Annotated in this window: 15 protein-coding genes; 7 read left to right on the plus strand and 8 right to left on the minus strand. The window is 44.3% G+C overall.

Annotated features, from left to right (window positions below):
• Position 1 precedes the first annotated feature (1 nt).
• From AB4351_RS12855 to AB4351_RS12875, 5 genes are all read right to left on the minus strand, one after another.
• Positions 2-1,819, minus strand: a complete 1,818-nt coding sequence (locus AB4351_RS12855; RefSeq protein WP_372126193.1) for a bifunctional molybdopterin-guanine dinucleotide biosynthesis adaptor protein MobB/molybdopterin molybdotransferase MoeA — start codon at positions 1,817-1,819, stop codon at positions 2-4.
• On the minus strand, positions 1,819-2,403 hold the full coding sequence (mobA, locus tag AB4351_RS12860; protein ID WP_004733776.1) for a molybdenum cofactor guanylyltransferase MobA: 585 nt from the start codon (positions 2,401-2,403) through the stop codon (positions 1,819-1,821). The genes AB4351_RS12855 and mobA overlap by 1 nt, the downstream gene beginning before the upstream one ends.
• The gene (locus AB4351_RS12865) at positions 2,381-3,100 is read right to left on the minus strand and encodes an energy-coupling factor ABC transporter ATP-binding protein (RefSeq protein ID WP_017067175.1); all 720 of its coding nucleotides are present in this window, start codon (positions 3,098-3,100) and stop codon (positions 2,381-2,383) included. The genes mobA and AB4351_RS12865 overlap by 23 nt, the downstream gene beginning before the upstream one ends.
• 10 nt (positions 3,101-3,110) lie before the next feature.
• Positions 3,111-3,809, minus strand: coding sequence for an ABC transporter permease (locus AB4351_RS12870; protein ID WP_017067174.1), 699 nt, complete (start codon positions 3,807-3,809; stop codon positions 3,111-3,113).
• A gap of 322 nt (positions 3,810-4,131) precedes the next feature.
• Positions 4,132-4,938: a substrate-binding domain-containing protein gene (locus tag AB4351_RS12875; protein WP_017077255.1), complete on the minus strand. Its 807-nt coding sequence runs from the start codon at positions 4,936-4,938 to the stop codon at positions 4,132-4,134.
• Positions 4,939-5,241: 303 nt separating this feature from the next.
• On the opposite strand from AB4351_RS12875, the gene AB4351_RS12880 reads away from it, so the two are divergent.
• The 3 genes from AB4351_RS12880 to AB4351_RS12890 all read left to right on the plus strand — a co-directional run bounded on the left by AB4351_RS12880 (position 5,242) and on the right by AB4351_RS12890 (position 10,615).
• The gene (locus tag AB4351_RS12880; protein WP_372126195.1) at positions 5,242-6,705 is read left to right on the plus strand and encodes a sigma-54-dependent transcriptional regulator; all 1,464 of its coding nucleotides are present in this window, start codon (positions 5,242-5,244) and stop codon (positions 6,703-6,705) included.
• Complete coding sequence (locus tag AB4351_RS12885) at positions 6,695-8,722, plus strand: cache domain-containing protein (RefSeq protein WP_372126197.1); 2,028 nt, start codon at positions 6,695-6,697, stop codon at positions 8,720-8,722. The genes AB4351_RS12880 and AB4351_RS12885 overlap by 11 nt, the downstream gene beginning before the upstream one ends.
• 273 nt (positions 8,723-8,995) lie before the next feature.
• Positions 8,996-10,615, plus strand: coding sequence for a methyl-accepting chemotaxis protein (locus AB4351_RS12890; RefSeq protein ID WP_372126200.1), 1,620 nt, complete (start codon positions 8,996-8,998; stop codon positions 10,613-10,615).
• Between the two features lie 129 nt (positions 10,616-10,744).
• Here the strand turns inward: AB4351_RS12890 and AB4351_RS12895 are convergent, their stop codons facing one another.
• Both AB4351_RS12895 and AB4351_RS12900 read right to left on the minus strand, forming a co-directional pair.
• Positions 10,745-11,632, minus strand: a complete 888-nt coding sequence (locus AB4351_RS12895) for a mechanosensitive ion channel family protein (RefSeq protein ID WP_017059614.1) — start codon at positions 11,630-11,632, stop codon at positions 10,745-10,747.
• 1 nt (position 11,633) lies between these two features.
• Positions 11,634-13,979 (minus strand): ATP-binding protein, encoded by a 2,346-nt coding sequence (locus AB4351_RS12900; protein ID WP_372126202.1) that lies wholly within the window; start codon positions 13,977-13,979, stop codon positions 11,634-11,636.
• Between the two features lie 451 nt (positions 13,980-14,430).
• On the opposite strand from AB4351_RS12900, the gene AB4351_RS12905 reads away from it, so the two are divergent.
• On the plus strand, positions 14,431-16,014 hold the full coding sequence (locus AB4351_RS12905; RefSeq protein ID WP_372126205.1) for an ABC-F family ATPase: 1,584 nt from the start codon (positions 14,431-14,433) through the stop codon (positions 16,012-16,014).
• A 222-nt stretch (positions 16,015-16,236) separates the two neighbouring features.
• Here AB4351_RS12905 and AB4351_RS12910 read toward each other — a convergent pair whose 3' ends face one another.
• Complete coding sequence (locus AB4351_RS12910; protein ID WP_017068189.1) at positions 16,237-17,058, minus strand: formate dehydrogenase accessory sulfurtransferase FdhD; 822 nt, start codon at positions 17,056-17,058, stop codon at positions 16,237-16,239.
• A 455-nt stretch (positions 17,059-17,513) separates the two neighbouring features.
• Between AB4351_RS12910 and AB4351_RS12915 the strand changes: the two genes are divergently transcribed.
• From AB4351_RS12915 to AB4351_RS12925, 3 genes are all read left to right on the plus strand, one after another.
• On the plus strand, positions 17,514-17,975 hold the full coding sequence (locus AB4351_RS12915; RefSeq protein ID WP_017059618.1) for a DUF3305 domain-containing protein: 462 nt from the start codon (positions 17,514-17,516) through the stop codon (positions 17,973-17,975).
• On the plus strand, positions 17,965-18,648 hold the full coding sequence (locus AB4351_RS12920) for a DUF3306 domain-containing protein (RefSeq protein WP_372126207.1): 684 nt from the start codon (positions 17,965-17,967) through the stop codon (positions 18,646-18,648). The genes AB4351_RS12915 and AB4351_RS12920 overlap by 11 nt, the downstream gene beginning before the upstream one ends.
• 299 nt (positions 18,649-18,947) lie before the next feature.
• Positions 18,948-20,615 (plus strand): 4Fe-4S dicluster domain-containing protein, encoded by a 1,668-nt coding sequence (locus tag AB4351_RS12925; protein WP_372126210.1) that lies wholly within the window; start codon positions 18,948-18,950, stop codon positions 20,613-20,615.
• Positions 20,616-20,623: the final 8 nt, after the last annotated feature.

Here is a 20,623-nt window from a genome sequence, read left to right on the forward strand (position 1 = left end):
ATCAAACGCGACCTTGCAGAGGAATGATCGTCACTGTCTCGCCAACTTTCACAGTATCAACTGCTGGAGAGATTTCGATTAAGCAGTTCGCTTCACTCATTGAACGCAGAATACCTGAACCTTGCTTGCCCGTTGTTTTCACTTCAAGCACGCCAGATTCATTCATCGAGAACACACCACGGCTAAATTCAGTACGGCCTTGGCGTGAGCGCAGTTGTTCAGTTGCTACAGCATTTGCTTTTACTGGTGTCCAGTTCGTTTGACCTTGTAGCTTACGGATCGCTGGCTCTACAAAGTTAATGAACGACACCATCACAGCAACTGGGTTACCCGGTAAACCGAAGAAAGGTTTGTCTTCAATTTTGCCGTAAGCAAGAGGGCGACCCGGACGCATATTGATACGCCAGAAATTGATTTCACCCAGCTTATCTAACGCAAGCTTGATGTAATCCGCATCACCGACAGATACGCCACCAGAAGTCAGAACCATATCGGTTTCAAGCGACGCTGAATGCAGAACATCCATCATCTTCTGCTCATCATCTTCAATGATACCGTAATCAACGATGTCACAGCCAAGCTTTTGAAGCATGCCGATGATAGTAAAACGGTTCGAGTCGTAGATAGAGTTTGGTTTTTGCTCGCTGCCCGGTGCTTGAACTTCATCACCCGTCGAGAACACACCCACTTTAACTTTACGCAGAACAGGGCAGTTGCCAAAACCTAACGACGCCATCATGCCCATTTCTGGCGCTTCGATGCGTGTTCCACGTGTAAAGACAGGTTGGCCGATTTCTAAATCTTCACCAGCCATACGGACATTTTGTCCTACGGAGATTTTAGCGTCTGGGAAGCTAACTGTGTCGCCTTCTTGAACGGCTTGCTCACGCATCACAACCACATCAACACCTTCAGGCATTGGTGCACCCGTCATGATCTTAACGGCTTCACCTTGTTGAACGGTTTTGTCGTAGCTGTGACCAGCCATAACTTCAGCAACCAGTTGGTAACTATCCAGTTCTAAATCTTCGCTACGAATTGCGTAGCCATCCATTGCTGAGTTGGTGTTTTGAGGCACATTGATTGGCGAGATCACATCTTCAGCCAACACACGACCGTAGCCCTGCAATAGTTCAACACTCTCTGTTAGGTCAAGTGCGTCAATACTATCCACAATCTTTTGTTGGCCTTGAGTAACGGTTAAACCAGCAGGAGAGAACGAATCACAACACACTGCGGGTGTGTTGTCTTTTGAAGACGAACAAGAAGCGGTTTCGCTTATTTTCGAGGAACCGTCAAACGACTGAGCATATTCAATAATGAAATCACGAATCGCTTCTAAGTCGCTGATCGTCATTTGTGGCAGCTCGGATTCCACTTGGCTGTCTGCCGCGATAGCAATAATGTTGTTATCGTTTGGATATAACCAAGGTTTGCCCACTTCATCTCGGTGCAGTTCAATTTTAGGGAAGGCGATGTTCTTACAGCCTTCAACCAAAATCAGATCAAGGGTGTTGGTATCAAATCGAGTCAGCAGGTAATAAAAATCTGCTTCGGCTTCTGGTGTTTCTGTCATCATCACGTGACGATTACGCGATGCAATCAACATTTGGTTCGCGCCCGCTTTACGTAAGCGGTAACTGTCTTTACCCGGCTTATCGACATCAAAATCGTGGTGAGCATGTTTTAACACGCCAACTTTTAAACCCGCATCAGTCAACAGAGGAAGCAGGGCTTCAAGTACGGTCGTTTTGCCTGTACCGCTATAAGCAGCAAAGCCCAATAAAGGAAGGTTAGGGCGTTGTTTAGAATCTTTCATTATTGAAGCGTTCCGAATTGGGTGAGTTCTTCTGGCGTGTTGAGATTAACAAAGCAGTTAGGAGAATCGCTGAAATCAACGTATTCGGTAACACACTCTTTGTATAGCAAGATGATTTTACGATCACCACGTTCCAAAAACGCTTCTAGCTTTGGCAGAACACGTTTGTGGAATAGGGTGAATACAGGTTGCTTAAATTCGCCATCATGCGCGACAAGAATGTCACTGTCTTCTTTAACTGCAGAACAAAAACGCTCAACAAGGTCGTCACTGATTTGTGGGCTGTCGCAAGGGACAAAGCCGACCCAGTCTGTACTCGCGTTTTTAAGGCCAGCATGAATGCCGCCCAATGGACCTGGATAGTCAGGGAAGGAATCGGAAACAACCGGAGCAAATGCTTGGTAACTGTCTAAGTTACGGTTGGCATTGATGGTGATGCTGACATCTTGTTGTGACAGCTTGTTTATAACGTATTGAATAAGCGGAGAACCGTTGAGCTCAACAAGTCCTTTATCTTTTCCGCCCATGCGGCTGGCCTGTCCGCCAGCCAAAATAACCCAACTAGTTTGCGTTGGAAGCAGCATAAATATTCTCTTGTGCTTTATCTTTCTGAATAACTTGCAGAAGCGGCGATTCGGTCAAAGTATTGTCTTTGATCCACCATTGCTTCTTACATAAGTCGGTTAACGCGTTAGTTTGGTGACTAGTGATGACTAAACTCGCGCCTCTTTGAAGAAGATCTTCGGCCATTATCACCAATCTTTCAATAGATTCTTTGTCTAAAGAGGCACTTGGTTCATCCATTAGCAAGATTGACGGCTTAAGAATCCAAGCTCGAGCCATTGCTACGCGTTGACGCTCACCGCCAGACAACACAGAAATGTGCTCATCTGCCAGGGTTTCTAAACCTACCATTCTCAATGCATTAATTATTTGAGCTCGCTTATCTTTTTGGCTCTCTTTGTTAAAGCGAATGCCATAAGCGACATTTTGGTACACCGAGCCATCAAAAAGATAGGGGGTTTGATGCAGGTAGATGATGTCTTTGAACTTGAGCCGTGGGAATAATCTTTGTTGCCAGCTCTGTGTTGGAGATTGAATGCGGCCAGAGCTCGGCTGAATCAATCCAGACAATATTTTAAGTAGGGTCGTTTTACCCACACCATTATCTCCTTTGAGATAAATGGCATCGTTGGGGCCGATCGACAATTCGGGAATATGGAACAAAACACGCTCTTTGTAGCGCATTGAAATTTGCTGCGTTGTTATTTTTATACTCATGACAGCGTTCCTAAGTTCTTAAATAGCCTTTTCCTCTCACACTGGAAAGGAAAAAGTTAAGGGCTAATGCCAATGCTAATAACACCATACCGAGGGCGACGCCTTGAGCGAATGCGCCTTTGTGGCTTTCCATAGCGATAGCTGTTGGGATGTTTCTTGTCATCCCCATAATGTTGCCACCGACCATCATTGAACAACCAACCTCAGTGACGATACGAGAGAAGGCAGCGATAGTTGCAGCTAAAAGAGGGAAGCGCGTTTCCCAAATTAACGTACACGCCACACGAGTCGTTGATACGCCAAGTGTGCGCGCTGTTTCTACCGCTCGGCGGTCACTGGCCTGCAGAGCACCGTGCATCATCGCAACTAGGATAGGGAAACAGATCACCATCTGACCTAGAATCATCGCCTTTTGGGTGAACAGCAATTGCCAATCACCTAACGGGCCAGAGCGAGAAAGCATCATGTACATCAACAAACCGATAACCACAGTAGGGATCGCTTGCAGGGTGTTGATCACTGAAAGCAGAGCCCATTTCCCGGGGAACTCGGTGTAAGCCAATAAGAAAGCCATAAGGATTGCAGGAACAATCACCAATGAAATGGCGGACAAAGATACGCTGAAGGATACCGCGACGATTTTCCACAATTCGTGGTCAAAACTCACCAGTAGATTCATTGCATCAATCGTTGTTTGCCATAGGGTCATGAAGTATCTCGTGTAAATCGATAATAGGTTTTATCGGTAGTGACTGATGTTAATCATAGCTGACACTAACTATTTGAGTGTGTATTGGTCAGCTATTGTTCTTAAGCATGGTTGCGTTTCTAAACATGAATGTGTTGTTAAGCGTGAACGATATTAAAGTGAGACAGCTTTATAGCGAGTTGCTGTAAAAACAAGACAGTTTTTAAAGCGACATTGCTTAGGTGCTTCGTTAACTGTTTAGTTAAGCGTAGCGCTAATTGATTCGGGTTGAACCCTTAGCGCTACTTTTACTTACAGAAAACGACGGTTCACTTACAACAAACTATTCTGCGCTTGCAACAAACAGTTGTTTTCCATGCAGTTTAAAGTCGTTAATCAGTTTCTGACCTTTAGGGTTAACCAACCAATCACTGAATACTTTCGCAGCTTGGTAGTTAATGCTTGGGTAGCGCTCAGGGTTAACCAGAATCACTTGGTAAGGGTTGAAGAGGTTCTTGTCACCTTGGAAAAGGATTTTAAGATCCAATTTGTTTTGGTAAGCCAACCAAGTACCACGGTCTGTCATGGTGTAGCCTTGCATCTCTGACGCCATGTTCAGAGTAGGGCCCATGCCTTGACCAACACTGCGATAACCACCGAAGTTTGGTTCCATTTTAGTTTGTGCCCAAATACCCATCTCTTTCTTATGAGTACCAGAGTCGTCACCACGAGAAACGAAGGTCACGTTATTGTTCGCGATTGCTTTGAACACATCAGTCACTGCTTTTTGAGATTCGATCTTCGCTGGATCGCTTTGAGGACCAACAATGACAAAGTCGTTGTACATCAGCTTGCGAGGTAGAACCCCGTAACCTTGTTCAACGAAATTCGCTTCAGCCTTTGGTGCGTGAGTCATCACTAGGTCTACATCGCCATTCTCACCCATGCGAAGTGATTTACCTGTACCCGCCGCTAAAACATCAACTTTGATACCAGAATCTTTTTCGAACTCAGGTAATAAGTAGTCCAGTAGACCAGAGTGATAAGTACTTGTGGTTGTCGCCAACTTAATATGAGTGGTGTCTTCCGCGCTGCTAGCCGTGTAACTGACGATAGATAGAGCTGCAATAGTTAGGGGAATTGCTTTCATTATTATTATGTCCATTCTGTTATAAATGAATGACATGCCTTCAGTTTTAAAGGGCTCAAAAAAGGGCATGTGCATAAGACGCTAATTGTTGTAATTAGAAATCTACACCTTATAAGCAATCTTAATGCCAATAAATCATGCATCAGATCTCATTAAATTGCTGTTATTTCGGACAAAACTGCGTCATTTAGCCCTCTAAAATGAATCAAAACATGAGCTAGGACAAAATGTCGCACATTGTCCCTGTTGGAGAAAAGGTTAATTGGTACACTCTGTCCCAACTTTTCTCACCGGCTAATCATTATGTCTTTACCTAGTTCATCTGCATCCAATCTCAACCCGAACACATTGACTCAGTATCAGGCCTTTTCCGTTTTGGTCGTCGATGATGAATTGGGTATGCAGGCTATCTTAAAGAAAGCACTAGGTAAGTTCTTTGGCAAGGTGTCGAGCGCAGGGTCGGTTGAAGAGGCTGAAACGCTGCGTTCAAGCGAACATTTTGATCTGATTGTCCTTGATATCAACCTACCAGGCCGCTCTGGCATTGAGTGGGAAGAGGCGTTTAACGACAACGACAAACGCGCCGATGTGATTTTCATGACGGGTTATGCCGATCTAGAGATGACCATATCCGCGCTTAAGCTTGGTGCTTCAGATTTTATTCTTAAGCCGTTCAACCTCGAACAGATGATACAAGCGGTTCTGCGTTGTATGGATAAGCGACTTGATCAAAGAATGCAGTACGCGTTGAAGCGTGATGTTAGCCGTCATATCAAGACCGAATTGATCGGCAATTCAGACAAAACTAAACAGCTTAAATTGCTGATCAGTCAATTTGCACCGTCAAGAGCATCCGTTCTTATAGAAGGTGAGTCAGGTACGGGTAAAGAGTTAGTTGCTCGTGGTGTACATGAAGCCAGTAAACGCACAGGTCCATTTGTGCCAATCAACTGTGGTGCGATTGCTCCAGAGCTTCTAGAAAGTGAACTGTTTGGACATACATCAGGCGCATTTACTGGTGCGAAGAAAAACCGTGAAGGTCTTTTCCGAGTCGCAAGTGGTGGCACCTTGTTCCTTGATGAAATCGGTGAAATGCCACTGCCAATGCAAGCTGCATTGTTACGCGTGTTAGAGCAAAGAACCATTCGTCCAGTCGGTAGCGAGAAGGAAATTTCCGTTGACGTACGAGTAGTGGCGGCGACCAACCGAAATCTTCAAGAAGAGGTCGATAAAGGACACTTCCGTCGCGATCTGTTCTACCGACTCAATGTACTTAAGATTGATGTGGTGCCATTGAGAGAGCGTTCATCAGATTTAATTGAGCTTGTTCCATACTTTACTCGTCTTTTATCGAGCGAGCTTGGCATGCCTGTTCCTAATTGGGCACATGAAGATATCTTGGCGATGAACGAATACGAATGGCCGGGAAATATTCGTGAGCTTAAAAACTTAGTCGAGCGATGCATTCTTTTAGACAAGCCACCAGCACACTATTGGCGCGAGATCAATGGCGATCCTGTTCCTGCTAGTATTTCAGTGACGGTGTCACACGGTGCAGAGATGCCAAACTTGAATAATGCAGATGTTGCCGAGGGTTATCCAAACACTTGGACACTCAAAGAAGTGGAAAAATCTCACATAGAACAGCTTGTTAGTTTCCATGATGGCAATAAATCGGCAGCTGCAAGAGATCTTGGCGTGGCACGTAAAACGCTAGAACGTAAATACAAAGATTGGAACACGGAAGGCTCTGAATATGCCGATTAGACGTCGTTGGTGGTCAAAGTGGGCGTTCCGATTCAAAACCATGGTTCGCTACCGCTTATTATTCCTGACATCTGCTCCTATCATTCTGACCTTGTGCGCGCTTGTGGCTATCACACTGTATTGGTCAATCCATTACACGTGGCAGGGCGCTCTGATTGATGTTGATGAACGTTTGGATGTTGCCGATAACAGTATTCACCTGATCCAAAATCAGCAAGCATACAACGTTCGTGCGTTTGCCGAGTCTTATAACTTTCGAACCAAACTCGCGAGTGAGCTTTCACATGAAGAGCTAACGCGCTGGGTGTCTGAAAACAAATCTCGCTATGAGCTCGATTTTCTACGTTGGCGCAGTGTCGAGAGCATGGAGAAGAAACTCGAGTATCTAAACTTAACTCACAAGTCTTCGTTTTTCAGTGTCTTAAGCCGTAATGAACTCAATTATCTCGATCGTGACCTCGCTAAAAAAGCGGAAGTTCCGATGCTCAATGGGCAAGAAGTTGAGACCCGCGGATTGGTAAGCCGAACCGTTGTATCCATCAAAGACGAACATGATCATGTGATTGGTTTTCTGGATGGTGGGATCTTACTGAATAACAGCACTCAACTTGTCGATCAGATCAGTAACCTTATCTATCCACAACGAGAAGGTTTTAATCGTCATATTGGTACGGTTACTGTTTTCCTTGATGATCTTCGTGTTAGCACCAACGTGCCTTTGAGCAGTGAAGACAGTGTAGGGCGCGCCATTGGTACGCGTGTCTCTCACGAGGTGCACTCGAAAGTCTTGAATGAAGGCAAAGAGTGGCTAGATCGAGCGTATGTTTACGATGCTTGGTACATCACAGCTTACCAACCAATCCATGACCAGTTTAATAATGTGATTGGTATGCTTTACACCGGTTATTTGATTTGGCCGCTGATAGAAACCTACTTGACCAACCTTGGCGAAATCAGCATTACCATTGTGTTGCTGCTGTTGGCATCCGGTTTGATCGTTCACCGTGGCGCGCGTGATCTTTTCAACCCAATTGAACGCATCCATAAGGTCGTCAAGCTAGTCCAGATGGGACAAGACAAGCGAATTGGTACGCTAGGTTTGGATGATCAACACGAACTGACACTGCTCGCTAAACAGTTCGATAAGATGTTGGATCTACTGCACGAGCGTAATCAAGAGATTCAACAAGCGGCATCTGAACTTGAGTGCAAAGTGCATTCTCGTACCGCGAGTTTGAAAGAGAAAACCGAAGAGCTCGAACTGCACATCAAGCTTCTCAATCAAGCCAGAGATAAGCTGGTGGTCAATGAAAAACTGGCCGCATTAGGTGAATTAACGGCGGGTATTGCTCATGAGATCAATAACCCAACCGCCGTGATTCTTGGCAACGTTGAGCTGATGAAGTTTGAACTGGGCGATGAAGTGAACCGTGTAGACGAAGAAGTTCACGCGATCATGGAGCAGATTGACCGAATTCGAAACATCACACGAAGCCTGCTTCAATACAGCCGTCACGGCGGCGTACAAGACGAAATTACGTGGCAACATATCAATCCAATTGTCGATGAAAGTATTACGCTCGTAAAAACAGGCGCGAAGAAGAAAGGCATTGTGTACGTATCACAGCTGAACGCTAAAACTTCAGTCGAAGTGAACCGAAACCAATTACTGCAGATTCTGGTTAACCTACAAATGAACGCCATTCATGCAATGGAAGGACAGGGCACGTTAACCATTTCGAGTGAAGACTGGGTTGAAAATGGTGTGTCTCATGGCGCTATCGTTCATGTTCAAGATGAAGGCTGCGGTATTAAGGAAGAACAACTGAAACGCATCTTCTCGCCTTTCTATACCACCAAACGTGATGGTACGGGATTAGGTTTGTCAGTCTCTCAGAGTATATTGAGCCAAACTGGCGGCGAGATCCGAGTTGAATCGGAGGTAGGTAAGGGGAGCTGCTTTAGTATCTATCTTCAACAGAAAGCGACACCTCAATTGCTAGTATCAAACCTATAAGTTCTAAGAACTTATTCACCGACATTATCATCTGATAATACTTCTAACGCGCTTGGGCTATTACACGAACGTTTTAGCCCAAGCACGAAAATCCCGCACTACTAATCTATCGCAAACCAAATCTCAACCTCTGCCGGTTTGACGAGCACCTCTTTTTGGTTATGTAACACAGTGTATATCCTTTGATCTTGATGCATATCATCTGAACTGTACGAAATTTTGATACCTTGGCCGAAAATCCATAATCAAAACAAATAATAAAGTCAGTCAGCTATGAAATTAAGTAACTTATCTATCAAATCAAAACTCGTCTCCATCGTCATTTTATCGGTTGTTCTATTGGTAATGGCGTCCACTTTTAACCTAATGCAGCAACGTGCTAGTTCCATGCAAGAGCGCCAAGATAAGCTCAGTGCTCAAGTCGAAACTGCGGTCAGCTTAGCGAGCTACTATTACAACCAACGCAGTGTGCTCGGTGAAGAGGTCGCAAAAAAACAAGCACTTCAAGCCATCGAAACCCTTCGTTATGACACCACCAATTACTTCTGGATCTTAAACCAACAACTCAACGTTGTTATCCATCCATTAAAGCCTGAACTCAATGGTAAGAACGCGGGTAATTTTAAAGATGGTGCGGGTAAACACCACTGGCGTGAGATGGTCACCATTTCTCGGACTCCAGAAGAGAAAGGCTTTCTTGATTACCAGTGGATGAGCCCGCAAGGTGAACTCAAAGACAAGATTTCCTACGTACAGCTGTTCCCAGAATGGAATTGGATTGTTGGCTCGGGCATCCTGGTTGCGGACATCCAAGACGCGTTCTATGCATTGGCGCTCAAAGAGGGATTGGTTGCGGTCGTATTGTCAGGATTGTTGTTTGCGATGGGTTACGCAATTTCCAATAACATCCTCGTGCCACTTAACAAGCTTATCGACAACACCCATAAGATAGCCGATGGCGATCTTCGTGTACGCATGAACATGACACGAAAAGATGAACTGGGTGATATGAGTCAGCAAATAGATACCATGCTCGACAAACTGCAAAGCACGCTTCGCACAGCCAATGAATCTGCGGACTTATCCAGCAACATGGCGAGTCACATTGCACAAGCCAGTGAAGAAGCAGCAACCAGTGTTAACTCACAACATGCACAGCTTGAATTACTATCGACTGCAATGACAGAGATGAGCGCGACCATTTCTGATGTCGCTGTGAATGCCGAAAATACCGCGGCTAGCACCAATAAGGTTGTCGACCACGCAAACCAGAACGACCGAAACATGCAAGTAACGTCTGATACTATATCTCAGGTTTCAGAGAACATTTCGATCGCGAACAACTTAGTCAGAGATCTGCAATCAGGCGTGACTGAAATAAGCCAAGTTGTTGGTGTGATTCGTGATGTATCAGAACAAACGAACTTGTTAGCGCTCAACGCGGCGATAGAAGCGGCGCGTGCAGGAGAGCAAGGCAGAGGATTTGCGGTTGTTGCTGATGAAGTCCGTAACCTTGCTAGCCGCACTCAGAATTCAACTAACGAAGTGCAATCCACGATTGAGAAACTGACTCAACAAGCAGAACGCACCTTTAAGGCAATGCAAAGCAGCAACGAGAAGGTTGATCACAGCGTTATCGCGTCTAACGAAACTCGCCAGCAACTCGATGTGATTGTGAATGAACTGCATAACGCTAATGACATGGTCGCACAGATAGCCGCAGCCTCAGAGCAGCAAAGCACGGTAGCCACTGAAATGAGTGAAAGTGTTACTGGGATTCATCTCGCTGCAAATGAGGTACTCCAAGCCTCACAATCGCTCGCAGAAGACAGTCAGAAAATGGCGAACACTACAGAACACCTTACTGAGCAATTGAAATACTTTAAGGTTTAGCATCAATAGGACTATTAGCTTAAAGATAAAAAGCTCATAAAAAACACCTCCGCACTTGCGATAAGTTCGGAGGTGTTTTTATTTATGGCTAGTCATTTGCTATAAGCAACAAACGTCTAAAGCATCAGCCTAATGCGCCGCTACTGAAATTTTCGGTGGGTTGATGTTGTGCTTCTTAAACTCTTTCATCACACGCAAAGTAATGTCGGTTTCAAACAGCTTCTCATACGCAGTATCCACAACGTAAGCCTTACAAGTTAGCTGTATTGCTAGGTAGTTATCGGTAATCGTCTGTTTAACCAAAACCGTTACAGGTTTCGGCAAGTGGATATAACGACTTGAAGACGCCGCTTCTTGAATCAGATCGCGGGCTAGGGTGATGTCTTCATCCATACCAACGTAAAACGGAATCACCACCTGCATGTCCAACGCACCGTAGTTACCACTGGTGGTCACTTCATTTAAGAACTTGTTGTTCGGAATGGTAATGATGTCATCGTTCAGGGTTCTCATTCGCACTGAACGCAAACCAATGGTAATGATATCACCGTAGTTGCCTTCGAACGTGACGCGGTCACCAACTTGAAAGGGCCTATCAATCATTACCGTGATGCCCGCGATGAATGAAGCTGCCAAATCTTTAAGCGCAAAGCCGACTGACACGGCGAGGGTACCACCAATCAAAGCCAGTATTTGGTCGTTGATTCTAAAGCTCATCATGAACACAATAAGACCTGTGCTCACATAGATAAAGAACTGAGTAAACGACTGCAGTTTCTGTAGCAGCATTCGGTATTGCACGAATTGGCTACCAAAACTGGTCACCATCGAGTTGATAAACTTAAGCAGTAACCACATCGCCGCAATAACGATCATGGAGAAGAACACGCCGCTCCATCGCACTAGACTCGCTATCTTTGAGATGTTTTCTACATTGGCTAACTCTTCCGTCGCAAAGATCGGGAAACTGACAGCACTTGCCAAGCCAACAAATAGTAGGATAAATAACTTCTTCATTTTACTTCACCAGTAGATGTTGACGGTCGAGAACGTTAGTAATGTGGCGGAACCAGTGCTCGGAAATTCGAGCCTTTTCTTCATGCCAACCAATATAACCACGGCTTTCAAAGTAACGCAGAATGCCGGTTATCTCAGCCGTGCTTAGCTGCGTACAATCAGACAAGACTTCCGGAGACGCGATTTCCAACTGCACGATAGAACGAAGCACAGCCAGCATAGGTTTTGGCATGTTTTCTAGTTCTTGTGCTTCTGGAACATGGAACAAGCGCACCACGGCTTGATCGGTATCTTTGTTTCGATTCAATGAGAGTCGGAAGAAGCGCAACGCAACGGTAGGGTTACCATCAGAGTAATGCCACAAGATTCGGTAGAAGCCTTGGCGTGCGCGATCTTCCTCGCTCATGTCATCTTGGTCCCACTGTTTAGGCACCACCAAACCATCAAACGATAACGGCTTCTCAAGCTCCGTATTAATACGGCTATTTAGAAGCTCACCGACTTGTTTCTCTGTCCAACGCGGAAGGAAACACACCAAGTCAAACAGCAAACGTTCGCCACGCGCTCGATCGACAAACCGCCAGCTTGATTTGGCGATCGATATCACGACACGGTGGTTCTTTTTAGAACGACGCAGTAGATTGGTTAAACGTATCAGATCAGACAAGCCGCCAACCATTGGCTTAACTAGACGTTGTGCATTATCGATCGCAATCAAGTACGTGGTCTTGCTTTTACGAAGGTGAGCCAAGATCTGAATCTCAGTCGCTTTTTCTTCCAAGCCGATGCTCACCGCTAGATGCGCTAACAGCTCTTGATAACCAGCGTAAGGGCAACTTACGTAGACAGGTTCAGCGTTAGAGACTTTGTGCAGCAGTGTATAAAGCAGCGTTGTTGCGCCCACACCACGTTCACCTGAAACAATACAGATAGCAGGGCTGTCTGACATCAAGTAGCGAGACAGTTGCTTAACCTCATCACCGGCGTAATCAATCAGCGTGCTGTCGATATTACCCGGAAGAATGTATTCATAGGTTTGATCGCCTTTGATTCGAACCAAGTTTTGCTGATTCTTGTCAAGGTCAGACTGCTTAGCCACTTCAATTCTAAACAGGTACGCCAAAGCTTGGCTAAACAGTGTGTAATTAGACAGTAAGGCCATGATGCGGTGTTGGAAGTTGTAAACACTCAACCATACGATGCCAATGGCCGTCGCCAATATATTAAGTAAGAAGGTATCCTTGCGGTTTACTGCCCAGTTCACCCATACCGGACGATCAGAGATGTGTTGCAGCGTATCGAAGACTTTCGCTCGCCATAATCTAAGTACCGATATCGTGACCAGCACGAACCAGAAAAACAGCGCACTGTAAATCCAGCTGTAAATGGTGCCTTTACCCAGTGTGATGCTCGATATCTGCAAAGTCAGACCTGCAACAATAATACTCCAAACATAGCGACGAATAGTCGATAGTCTCAGCGCGATGACTTCTTGGTTTGATGTGCGACCCAAGCGATACGCAAATTCAAGAATAAAGCTGATAGCAATCGAACCACCTAGAATCCACCACGTGAATATTTCTAGGAAAATCAGGTGCTGCAGGCTAGGGATGCTAGAAAGCACTCTCAAAGAAAGTGTGATAGCGATTAACCAAGCAATCGCACGCTCAGCGCGGCTGATATACCAAATCACACGAACCAAAAAAGGAGGGTTCGTTTTCGCTTCAAGAAAGTTAACTCGAAACAACTCAATCAAGCGAGTGCTGTTGGCAAGCCACCATACTAAACCGAAGTAAATAAACAGCACCTTTAGAGAAGCCCAAATGACAGGCACTGGAGAAATGAAAATGTCTTTAACTAATGCTTTAAAGCTACGAATTTGGAAGTAAACAAGATACTCAATATTGAGCTTGGTTAATTCCCACTCTTGTTTAAATTGAGTCACGCCGTATGGACCAAAACCGGTTAAGCGCTCTTTATTCGCGGAGTTTGTCTGCTCTAAAAGATGCTGTTTACTTGCGTTCAAGCTATTCAAAGTGACGTAGCTGGTCTGCACGGCAAACCATTGATCGGCGTCGTTGTTCGCTCTGTAGGCTTTTATCTGTTGCTCGAAGGTTTTGATTTCCTGCTTTTGAACTTGTAGCACTTCAGCGAGCAATATATTGACTTGGCGTCTGTCCGACTGCTCCATAAAGAGGGGATCAGGTAGGGAATCAATACGCTTATCCAGATCTACAGCACTATTAGATACCTGAGGCTGAGATTGTAAGTCATATTCCAAGTTGGCATGACTCGGCCAAGAGAGAATGGCCAAAGTGAAGATTAAGAAGCGCGAAAGTGAACGCATAAAAGTCTCTTAGAATTATGAGGTTAGGATTACTATAGTTAGTTAATCTTACTTTGTGAAATCCAACCCCGTATCGGGGGCGAGTACTTTATTCCCGTTTTGGCTGATTTTGTCATGAAATTGTCAGATATTAGGCTAGTCTTGCCTATGTCTGTTGTTGCTTTGATCGGGTTAGTTTTACTGTGACCAATCAGCATACGATATATTCAATGGTTGGCATGATTTGGGACGTTATATACCGCCCATTATGGGGTGCTGTTCGATATTTTGTTTTTCCTGAAAGTAGATGGTTTTTTAACGACAAATAGAAAATCAAAAATGTGAGTCAGCTCAAACTATGATTTGGCTAGGTTATCACTCACTTAATGGCGAGTAATTGTAATCAAGACTTGCAGTTAAAGCCCCGAAGAAGTAACGTTGCGGCGTTTTTCACATTAAAAAGGTAACGGCATTGATCTCCACAGCAAATATCACCCAACAATTCGGCGCTAAGCCACTTTTCGAAAATATTTCAGTTAAGTTCGGCGAAGGCAACCGCTACGGTTTAATCGGCGCGAATGGCTGTGGTAAATCGACGTTCATGAAGATCCTTTCTGGTGAACTTGAGCCAAGTGCTGGTAACGTAAGCTACGATCCAAATGAGCGCGTTGCTAAGCTAAACCAAGACCAGTTTGCTTATGAAGAATTCACGGTAATCGACACGGTTATTATGGGTCACAAAGAGCTTTGGGCGATCAAGCAAGAGCGTGACCGTATCTACTCTTTGCCTGAAATGAGCGAAGAAGACGGCATGAAAGTGGCTGATCTTGAAGTTCAGTTCGCTGAAATGGACGGTTACATGGCAGAAGCGAAAGCAGGTGAGCTTCTTCTTGCGGTAGGTATTGAAGAATCACTGCACTTCGGTCTAATGAGCGAAGTGGCACCGGGTTGGAAACTTCGTGTTCTGTTGTCTCAAGTACTGTTTGCAGACCCGCATATCATGCTTCTTGACGAACCAACGAACAACCTGGACATGGACACCATCAAGTGGTTGGAAGATACGCTAAACCAACGTAACTGCACAATGATCATCATTTCGCATGACCGTCACTTCCTAAACTCAGTTTGTACACATATGGCTGACCTTGATTACGGCGCACTTCGTCTGTTCCCTGGTAACTACGATGAGTACATGACAGCAGCGACACAAGCTCGTGAACGTCTACTTTCTGATAACGCGAAGAAGAAAGCACAAATTGCTGAACTTCAAACGTTCGTTTCTCGTTTCTCTGCTAACGCATCTAAAGCGAAACAAGCGACATCTCGCGCTAAACAGATCGACAAGATTCAACTAGATGAAGTAAAAGCGTCTAGCCGTCAAAACCCATTCATCCGTTTCGAACAGTCTAAAGAGCTATTCCGTAACGCGCTTGTGGTTGAAAACCTATCTCAAGGTTTTGAAGAAGACCTATACAACAAGTTCGATGGTATTTTCGAAGTTGGTGAGCGTGTTGCTATCATCGGTGAGAACGGTGTGGGTAAAACAACACTACTTAACACACTAGCGGGTGCTCTAGAAGCGCGTACTGGTGAATATAAGTGGTCTGAAAACTCAAACATCGGTTACTACGCTCAAGATCACGCACATGATTTTGAAGAAGATCTAAACCTATTTGACTGGATGAGCCAATGGCGTCAAGAAGGCGAAGACGAGCAAGTTGTTCGTAGCTTCCTAGGTCGTATGCTGTTTGGCCAAGACGACATCAAAAAGTCGGTAAAGGTTATCTCTGGTGGTGAGCAAGGTCGTATGCTTCTTGGCAAGATCATGATGCACAAGCCAAACATCCTGCTAATGGATGAACCAACAAACCACATGGATATGGAATCTATCGAAGCGCTTAACTTGGCTCTTGAGAACTACAAAGGCACATTGTTCTTCGTATCTCACGACCGTGTATTCGTAGACTCTCTAGCGACTCGTGTTCTTGAAATCAAAGACGGCAAGATCAACGATTTCCGCGGTACTTACGCAGAATTCTTGAAAGCACGCGGCTAAGCTTTAAGTTAGCCTTAGTTTTCAACTCTATGCGTTGGAAATTAAGCTATAAATTGAAAATTAAAAACGCCGTCATACTAAAAAGCATGACGGCGTTTTTGTATCTAGCTAAGTTTCTATGTATTTATCCTTGATGGGTCACTAACTATTTACATCAGAACTTTACAATTAGAAGCGGTTAGTGAATCACCAATCAAACCTACGCTTTTTTCCGACTGCTGATTATTCACCTTTCACATCAAAGTCAATCTTGTCTGCACCCGTGAACACTTGGAAGCGTAAACCTTTAGCGCGAGCAATCGTAGTGATGCCGAACTTCTGCGCTAAATCTAAGCCCATTTGTGTAACGCCAGAGCGTGACAGTAGAACAGGGATTCCCATCTGCGCAACCTTAATCACCATCTCAGACGTTAAACGGCCTGTGGTGTAGAAGATCTTATCTTCACCTGTCTCTTTGTTAAGCCACATCTCACCAGCCAATGTATCAACGGCATTGTGTCGGCCAACATCTTCAACAAACGATAGAACCTTGTCGTCTTTGCAAACAGCACAGCCATGAACCGCACCCGCTTTCTTGTAGGTGTCGTTATAATGAGTCAGCGCTTCTAGAGCCGTATAGATTTCAGATTGCTTAATCTTGGTTTGAGGCACTTGGTAATCTTCCAATTGCTTCATCACGTTGCCATACATGGTACCTTGGCCACAGCCAGAGGTAACTGTCTTCTTCTTAAGCGCTTGCTCAAGTTGGCTCGTATCTTCTTTGGTGATAACCGCTGCTGAGCTGGTTTCCCAGTCGATGATGATTGATTCAACGGCTTCTGGATCAGAAAGGAAGCTTTGGTTTTTCAAATAACCCAAGACTAATGCTTCCGGGCGTGAACCCAATGTCATTAGAGTTACGATCTCTTTCCAGTTCAACATCACGGTAAGAGGGCGCTCACACGCGATCTGTTTCGTTAGCTTTTCGCCATATTCATCAAACACTTCAACTTCGATTGTCTGAAGAGGGTTCTCACTGGTTTTTATTATGTTTGGTTTTACCACAGTCATTTCCTACTTAATGAGATAGCGATTTTATGAGATAAGAAGTCAACAAGAGCAATAAGGCTCTCATTCATTAATGCGCTAGTTTGTTGATTCGCTATGGCCTAGATTTCGATTATCGTTCTCGAACATGCCATAGATCTGTGAATACATAGCTCTGTGAAGAACATTAGCGAATTAGCTAAAGCAAATCTTATTCCAAAATAACGGGGATTGATGGAAACATGAAGCATTAGATTAAAATAGCGCAAAATATGAGAGTTCACCGGGTGGAGTTGTCTGAAATAACCAGTATCGACTAACGTTATAGTGACAACTTGATAACGAACGCTATAGATACGCTCTCGCAGTTAATCCGTATTGGCGTGTTTATTGCTTTATGGGGTGTATATGAATGCACACAGTACAAAATGTCCTAAGTGCATTCAGACCAAAGAAAATCAATTGGGTGAAGTATGTCTGAGATAAAAGAATTCAAAGAACAATATGAAAAAACAGAAGCAGCTTGGCCAATCGGTGTCCAAAGAATAGAGAAAGAGATCAAAACTGGTATTTGGGTAACAACTCAATGGGAACTCATCGGTTTTGAATTATCACCTGAACATGAAACCCCAGACGTATGTTTGCTTCAGTTGCACAAAGACGAACGTACCGACTACCGCTTCAATCTAAGCTCTCAGCAACCTAAGCTATTCTTAGTTATGGATAATGTTGACTCCGGTAAACCTATTATTCAATTACTGACAGCATCACAAACAGTCGCAGGCCAATACATGGACGGAGATAACCAAGTATTGTCTTACGACATGCCATTGCCTGTACAAGCTTGGATGGAAGCATTCATCGGTCGTCATGGCGAGTTATTAGAAGCAAGACGTAAGAAACGTAAAGGCGCGGGTCGATCAAATGGCAACTAACTTTTTTAGCCGTTGGTCTCAACGAAAGCTTGATGAATCAACCGACCAACCTTTAGAAGCGCAACAAACGCTTGAGGAAACTGAGCTTACTTCCACTGAGGCTTCGTCTGCTGCTTCATCTATAGACGCAGAAACATCGGAGTCACTAGAACGTGGAACTTTGGAAAAAGAGTCTCCAGAACACGCTGTCGATTCTCAAACTATTGACTCTCAGGAGATAGCATCAGAAACGACTGAAGACTTGTCTGTTGCTCAATTATTGGTGTCAGAAGCTTCAGAAAGCGTAAAAAAAGCGGCATTGCGTAAATTATTCCTCTCAGAAGAATTCAACGTTCGTGATGGTTTAGATGATTACGACGACGATTACAGTAATTTGAAGTCTCTTTCTGAAGGGGTTGCGGAAACCTTGCGTGATTGGGTTAAAGACAAAAAGGAAGAAGAAACTGCGCCAGAAGAAGAGCAAATCATTGATAATAAAGACGAAGGTGAAGTTTTAGAAAATTCTGAAAGCGATCTTGAGGTATCTGATAATAAACTTGAAACGTCAGAAAGTGCCGAAATAACCGAACAAGAAAAAGAGCTGTATAAAAACACAGTATCGGATAATAACGCTACAATGTCAGACGAAGCAGACCTGAAAGAGGTGGGACAAAATATACCACACAAAGAATAGGTACATTTTGACTAAACACTCAATGAACCGCTTGCGACAAAATGTCCCAAGCGGTTTTTTTATACGCACAATAAACGTTATACAGGATTAAATCACTGAAATATAAGGCATATTAAATTGGCATGGCATTTGCTAAATAACGTTCATTATCAACTTTTTTGTAGATAGACGAGTTCACGGTCTGACGAACGACACACTGGCTAAAGGGTTAGTTGTTAACGGATTACTCAGCAAGTTCTCTCTCGCTTACTACAATAAAGGTTGAACAGATTATCCATGTCCAAAGATGGAACTGAGCAATGCTTAAACAATTATTAGAACAAGCAAATTCAAATAACGCTAAAGCAAGACTGTATGCATTTGAAAATACAGTTGAGTTAACAAATCTGATTCCACCTACTGTTAGCTACGAAAGCGGCGGTAATACACTTGTTATTGGTCCAACTGCGATCATTGAAAGTGCTGCGGCTCAATTACCTCAGTTAACAAGCCTAACACTGCTTTCGACAGATGGTGTGAAGGCAACGAATACTGAGTCAGAGCTTTACTACGCAAATGCTGTTCAGGTTTCAGGGTTCCTTGGTACGTTCGAAGTTCTAATCGAAAACAAAGGCCTAACCAATAACCTTGCAAAAGTAGCAATCAATCATGACTGTTTTGATGTGGTTTTGGACTTATGTCTGAATAGCTGCATGACTGAAGAAGTGCCTGTTCCTGGTTATTACCCAGTAGGTCGTGGTTATCCAAAACTGGCTGAAGCGTTAGAAGAAATTCCTACGTTAATGGGCACGTTTGATAAGCCTAAGTTCTTCCGTTTGGACACAGACCTATGCGCGCACAGTTCTCGTGGCGTAAAAGGCTGTGAGCGTTGTGTAGATGCTTGTCCTGCTGGCGCACTATCAAGTGAAGGCTCTGATAAGACGGGTCACAAGATTGAGATTAACCCTTACCTATGTCAAGGCGTTGGTACTTGTGCAACTAGTTGTCCTACAGAAGCGATTACCTATGCGCTGCCAAACCCTGATGACACTCAAAAGTTTATTGAACGTACGCTAGCTAATTATGAGCAAGCGGGCGGTCTGGATCCAATCGTACTTATCTGTAGCTCTCGTCATGAGACTTACAATGTAATGGCGCTAAAAGCACTGCCAGATAACGTGATTCCAATTGTCGTAGAAGAACTGCCATCTATTGGTATCGATACTTGGTTTGCAGCTTTAGTTAATGGCGCAACTCAGGTTCTGTTTGCCGCATCTCGCTTTATGCCAGAAACGATCATTCGTGTTCTAAATAACGAAGTAGGGATTGCTCAAGAACTACTAGATCAAATCGGTATTCCAAAAGAAACCATCGATATTCTGTACTTAGAATCTCTACGTGAATGTCCTCCAACACTTTGTGTGGATTCATTCGACCTTGCACTTGGCGATCTTCAAGGCAACAAGCGCCAACGTCTATTTACAGCACTTGATGCGATGTCTTCAGCTCGTATTCCTGTTGAAAATATTGTTGAGCTTCCGTCAAACGCACCTTACGGCAACGTTTCGTGTGATAGCAAAGATTGTACGTTATGTATGAGCTGTGTGGCTGTGTGTCCGACACGTGCACTTCATACCGACGGGGCTTCTCCATCACTTAAATTTGTAGAACAAGACTGTATTCAATGTGGCTTGTGTGAAAAGGCATGTCCTGAAAATGTTCTGACTCTTACGCCTCGTATGAACTGGGTAAAAGAAGAACGTCAAAAAGCAGTTGTGATTCATGAAGAGAAAGCTGCGGAATGTGTACGTTGCCATAAACCATTCGCACCTCAGTCTATGATTGACATGTTACAGAACAAGTTACGCGGTCACTCTCACTTTTCAGATGAAGCAGCGATTAATCGTATTGCTATGTGTGAAGACTGCCGTGTGGTGGATATGTTCGATTCAATGGCTCAAGACCCATTGAAACAATTGAAATACTAGGAGTTAGC

The sequence above is a fragment of the Vibrio sp. 10N.261.51.F11 genome (assembly GCF_041471665.1).
Taxonomy (GTDB): domain Bacteria; phylum Pseudomonadota; class Gammaproteobacteria; order Enterobacterales; family Vibrionaceae; genus Vibrio; species Vibrio crassostreae_C.

Coding starts and splice junctions, on each gene's coding strand:
- AB4351_RS12855 (WP_372126193.1), bottom strand. CDS start 1,819: ATGAAAGATTCTAAACAACGCCCTAACCTTCCTTTATTGGGCTTTGCT.
- mobA (WP_004733776.1), bottom strand. CDS start 2,403: ATGCTGCTTCCAACGCAAACTAGTTGGGTTATTTTGGCTGGCGGACAG.
- AB4351_RS12865 (WP_017067175.1), bottom strand. CDS start 3,100: ATGAGTATAAAAATAACAACGCAGCAAATTTCAATGCGCTACAAAGAG.
- AB4351_RS12870 (WP_017067174.1), bottom strand. CDS start 3,809: ATGACCCTATGGCAAACAACGATTGATGCAATGAATCTACTGGTGAGT.
- AB4351_RS12875 (WP_017077255.1), bottom strand. CDS start 4,938: ATGAAAGCAATTCCCCTAACTATTGCAGCTCTATCTATCGTCAGTTAC.
- AB4351_RS12880 (WP_372126195.1), top strand. CDS start 5,242: ATGTCTTTACCTAGTTCATCTGCATCCAATCTCAACCCGAACACATTG.
- AB4351_RS12885 (WP_372126197.1), top strand. CDS start 6,695: ATGCCGATTAGACGTCGTTGGTGGTCAAAGTGGGCGTTCCGATTCAAA.
- AB4351_RS12890 (WP_372126200.1), top strand. CDS start 8,996: ATGAAATTAAGTAACTTATCTATCAAATCAAAACTCGTCTCCATCGTC.
- AB4351_RS12895 (WP_017059614.1), bottom strand. CDS start 11,632: ATGAAGAAGTTATTTATCCTACTATTTGTTGGCTTGGCAAGTGCTGTC.
- AB4351_RS12900 (WP_372126202.1), bottom strand. CDS start 13,979: ATGCGTTCACTTTCGCGCTTCTTAATCTTCACTTTGGCCATTCTCTCT.
- AB4351_RS12915 (WP_017059618.1), top strand. CDS start 17,514: ATGTCTGAGATAAAAGAATTCAAAGAACAATATGAAAAAACAGAAGCA.
- AB4351_RS12920 (WP_372126207.1), top strand. CDS start 17,965: ATGGCAACTAACTTTTTTAGCCGTTGGTCTCAACGAAAGCTTGATGAA.
- AB4351_RS12925 (WP_372126210.1), top strand. CDS start 18,948: ATGCTTAAACAATTATTAGAACAAGCAAATTCAAATAACGCTAAAGCA.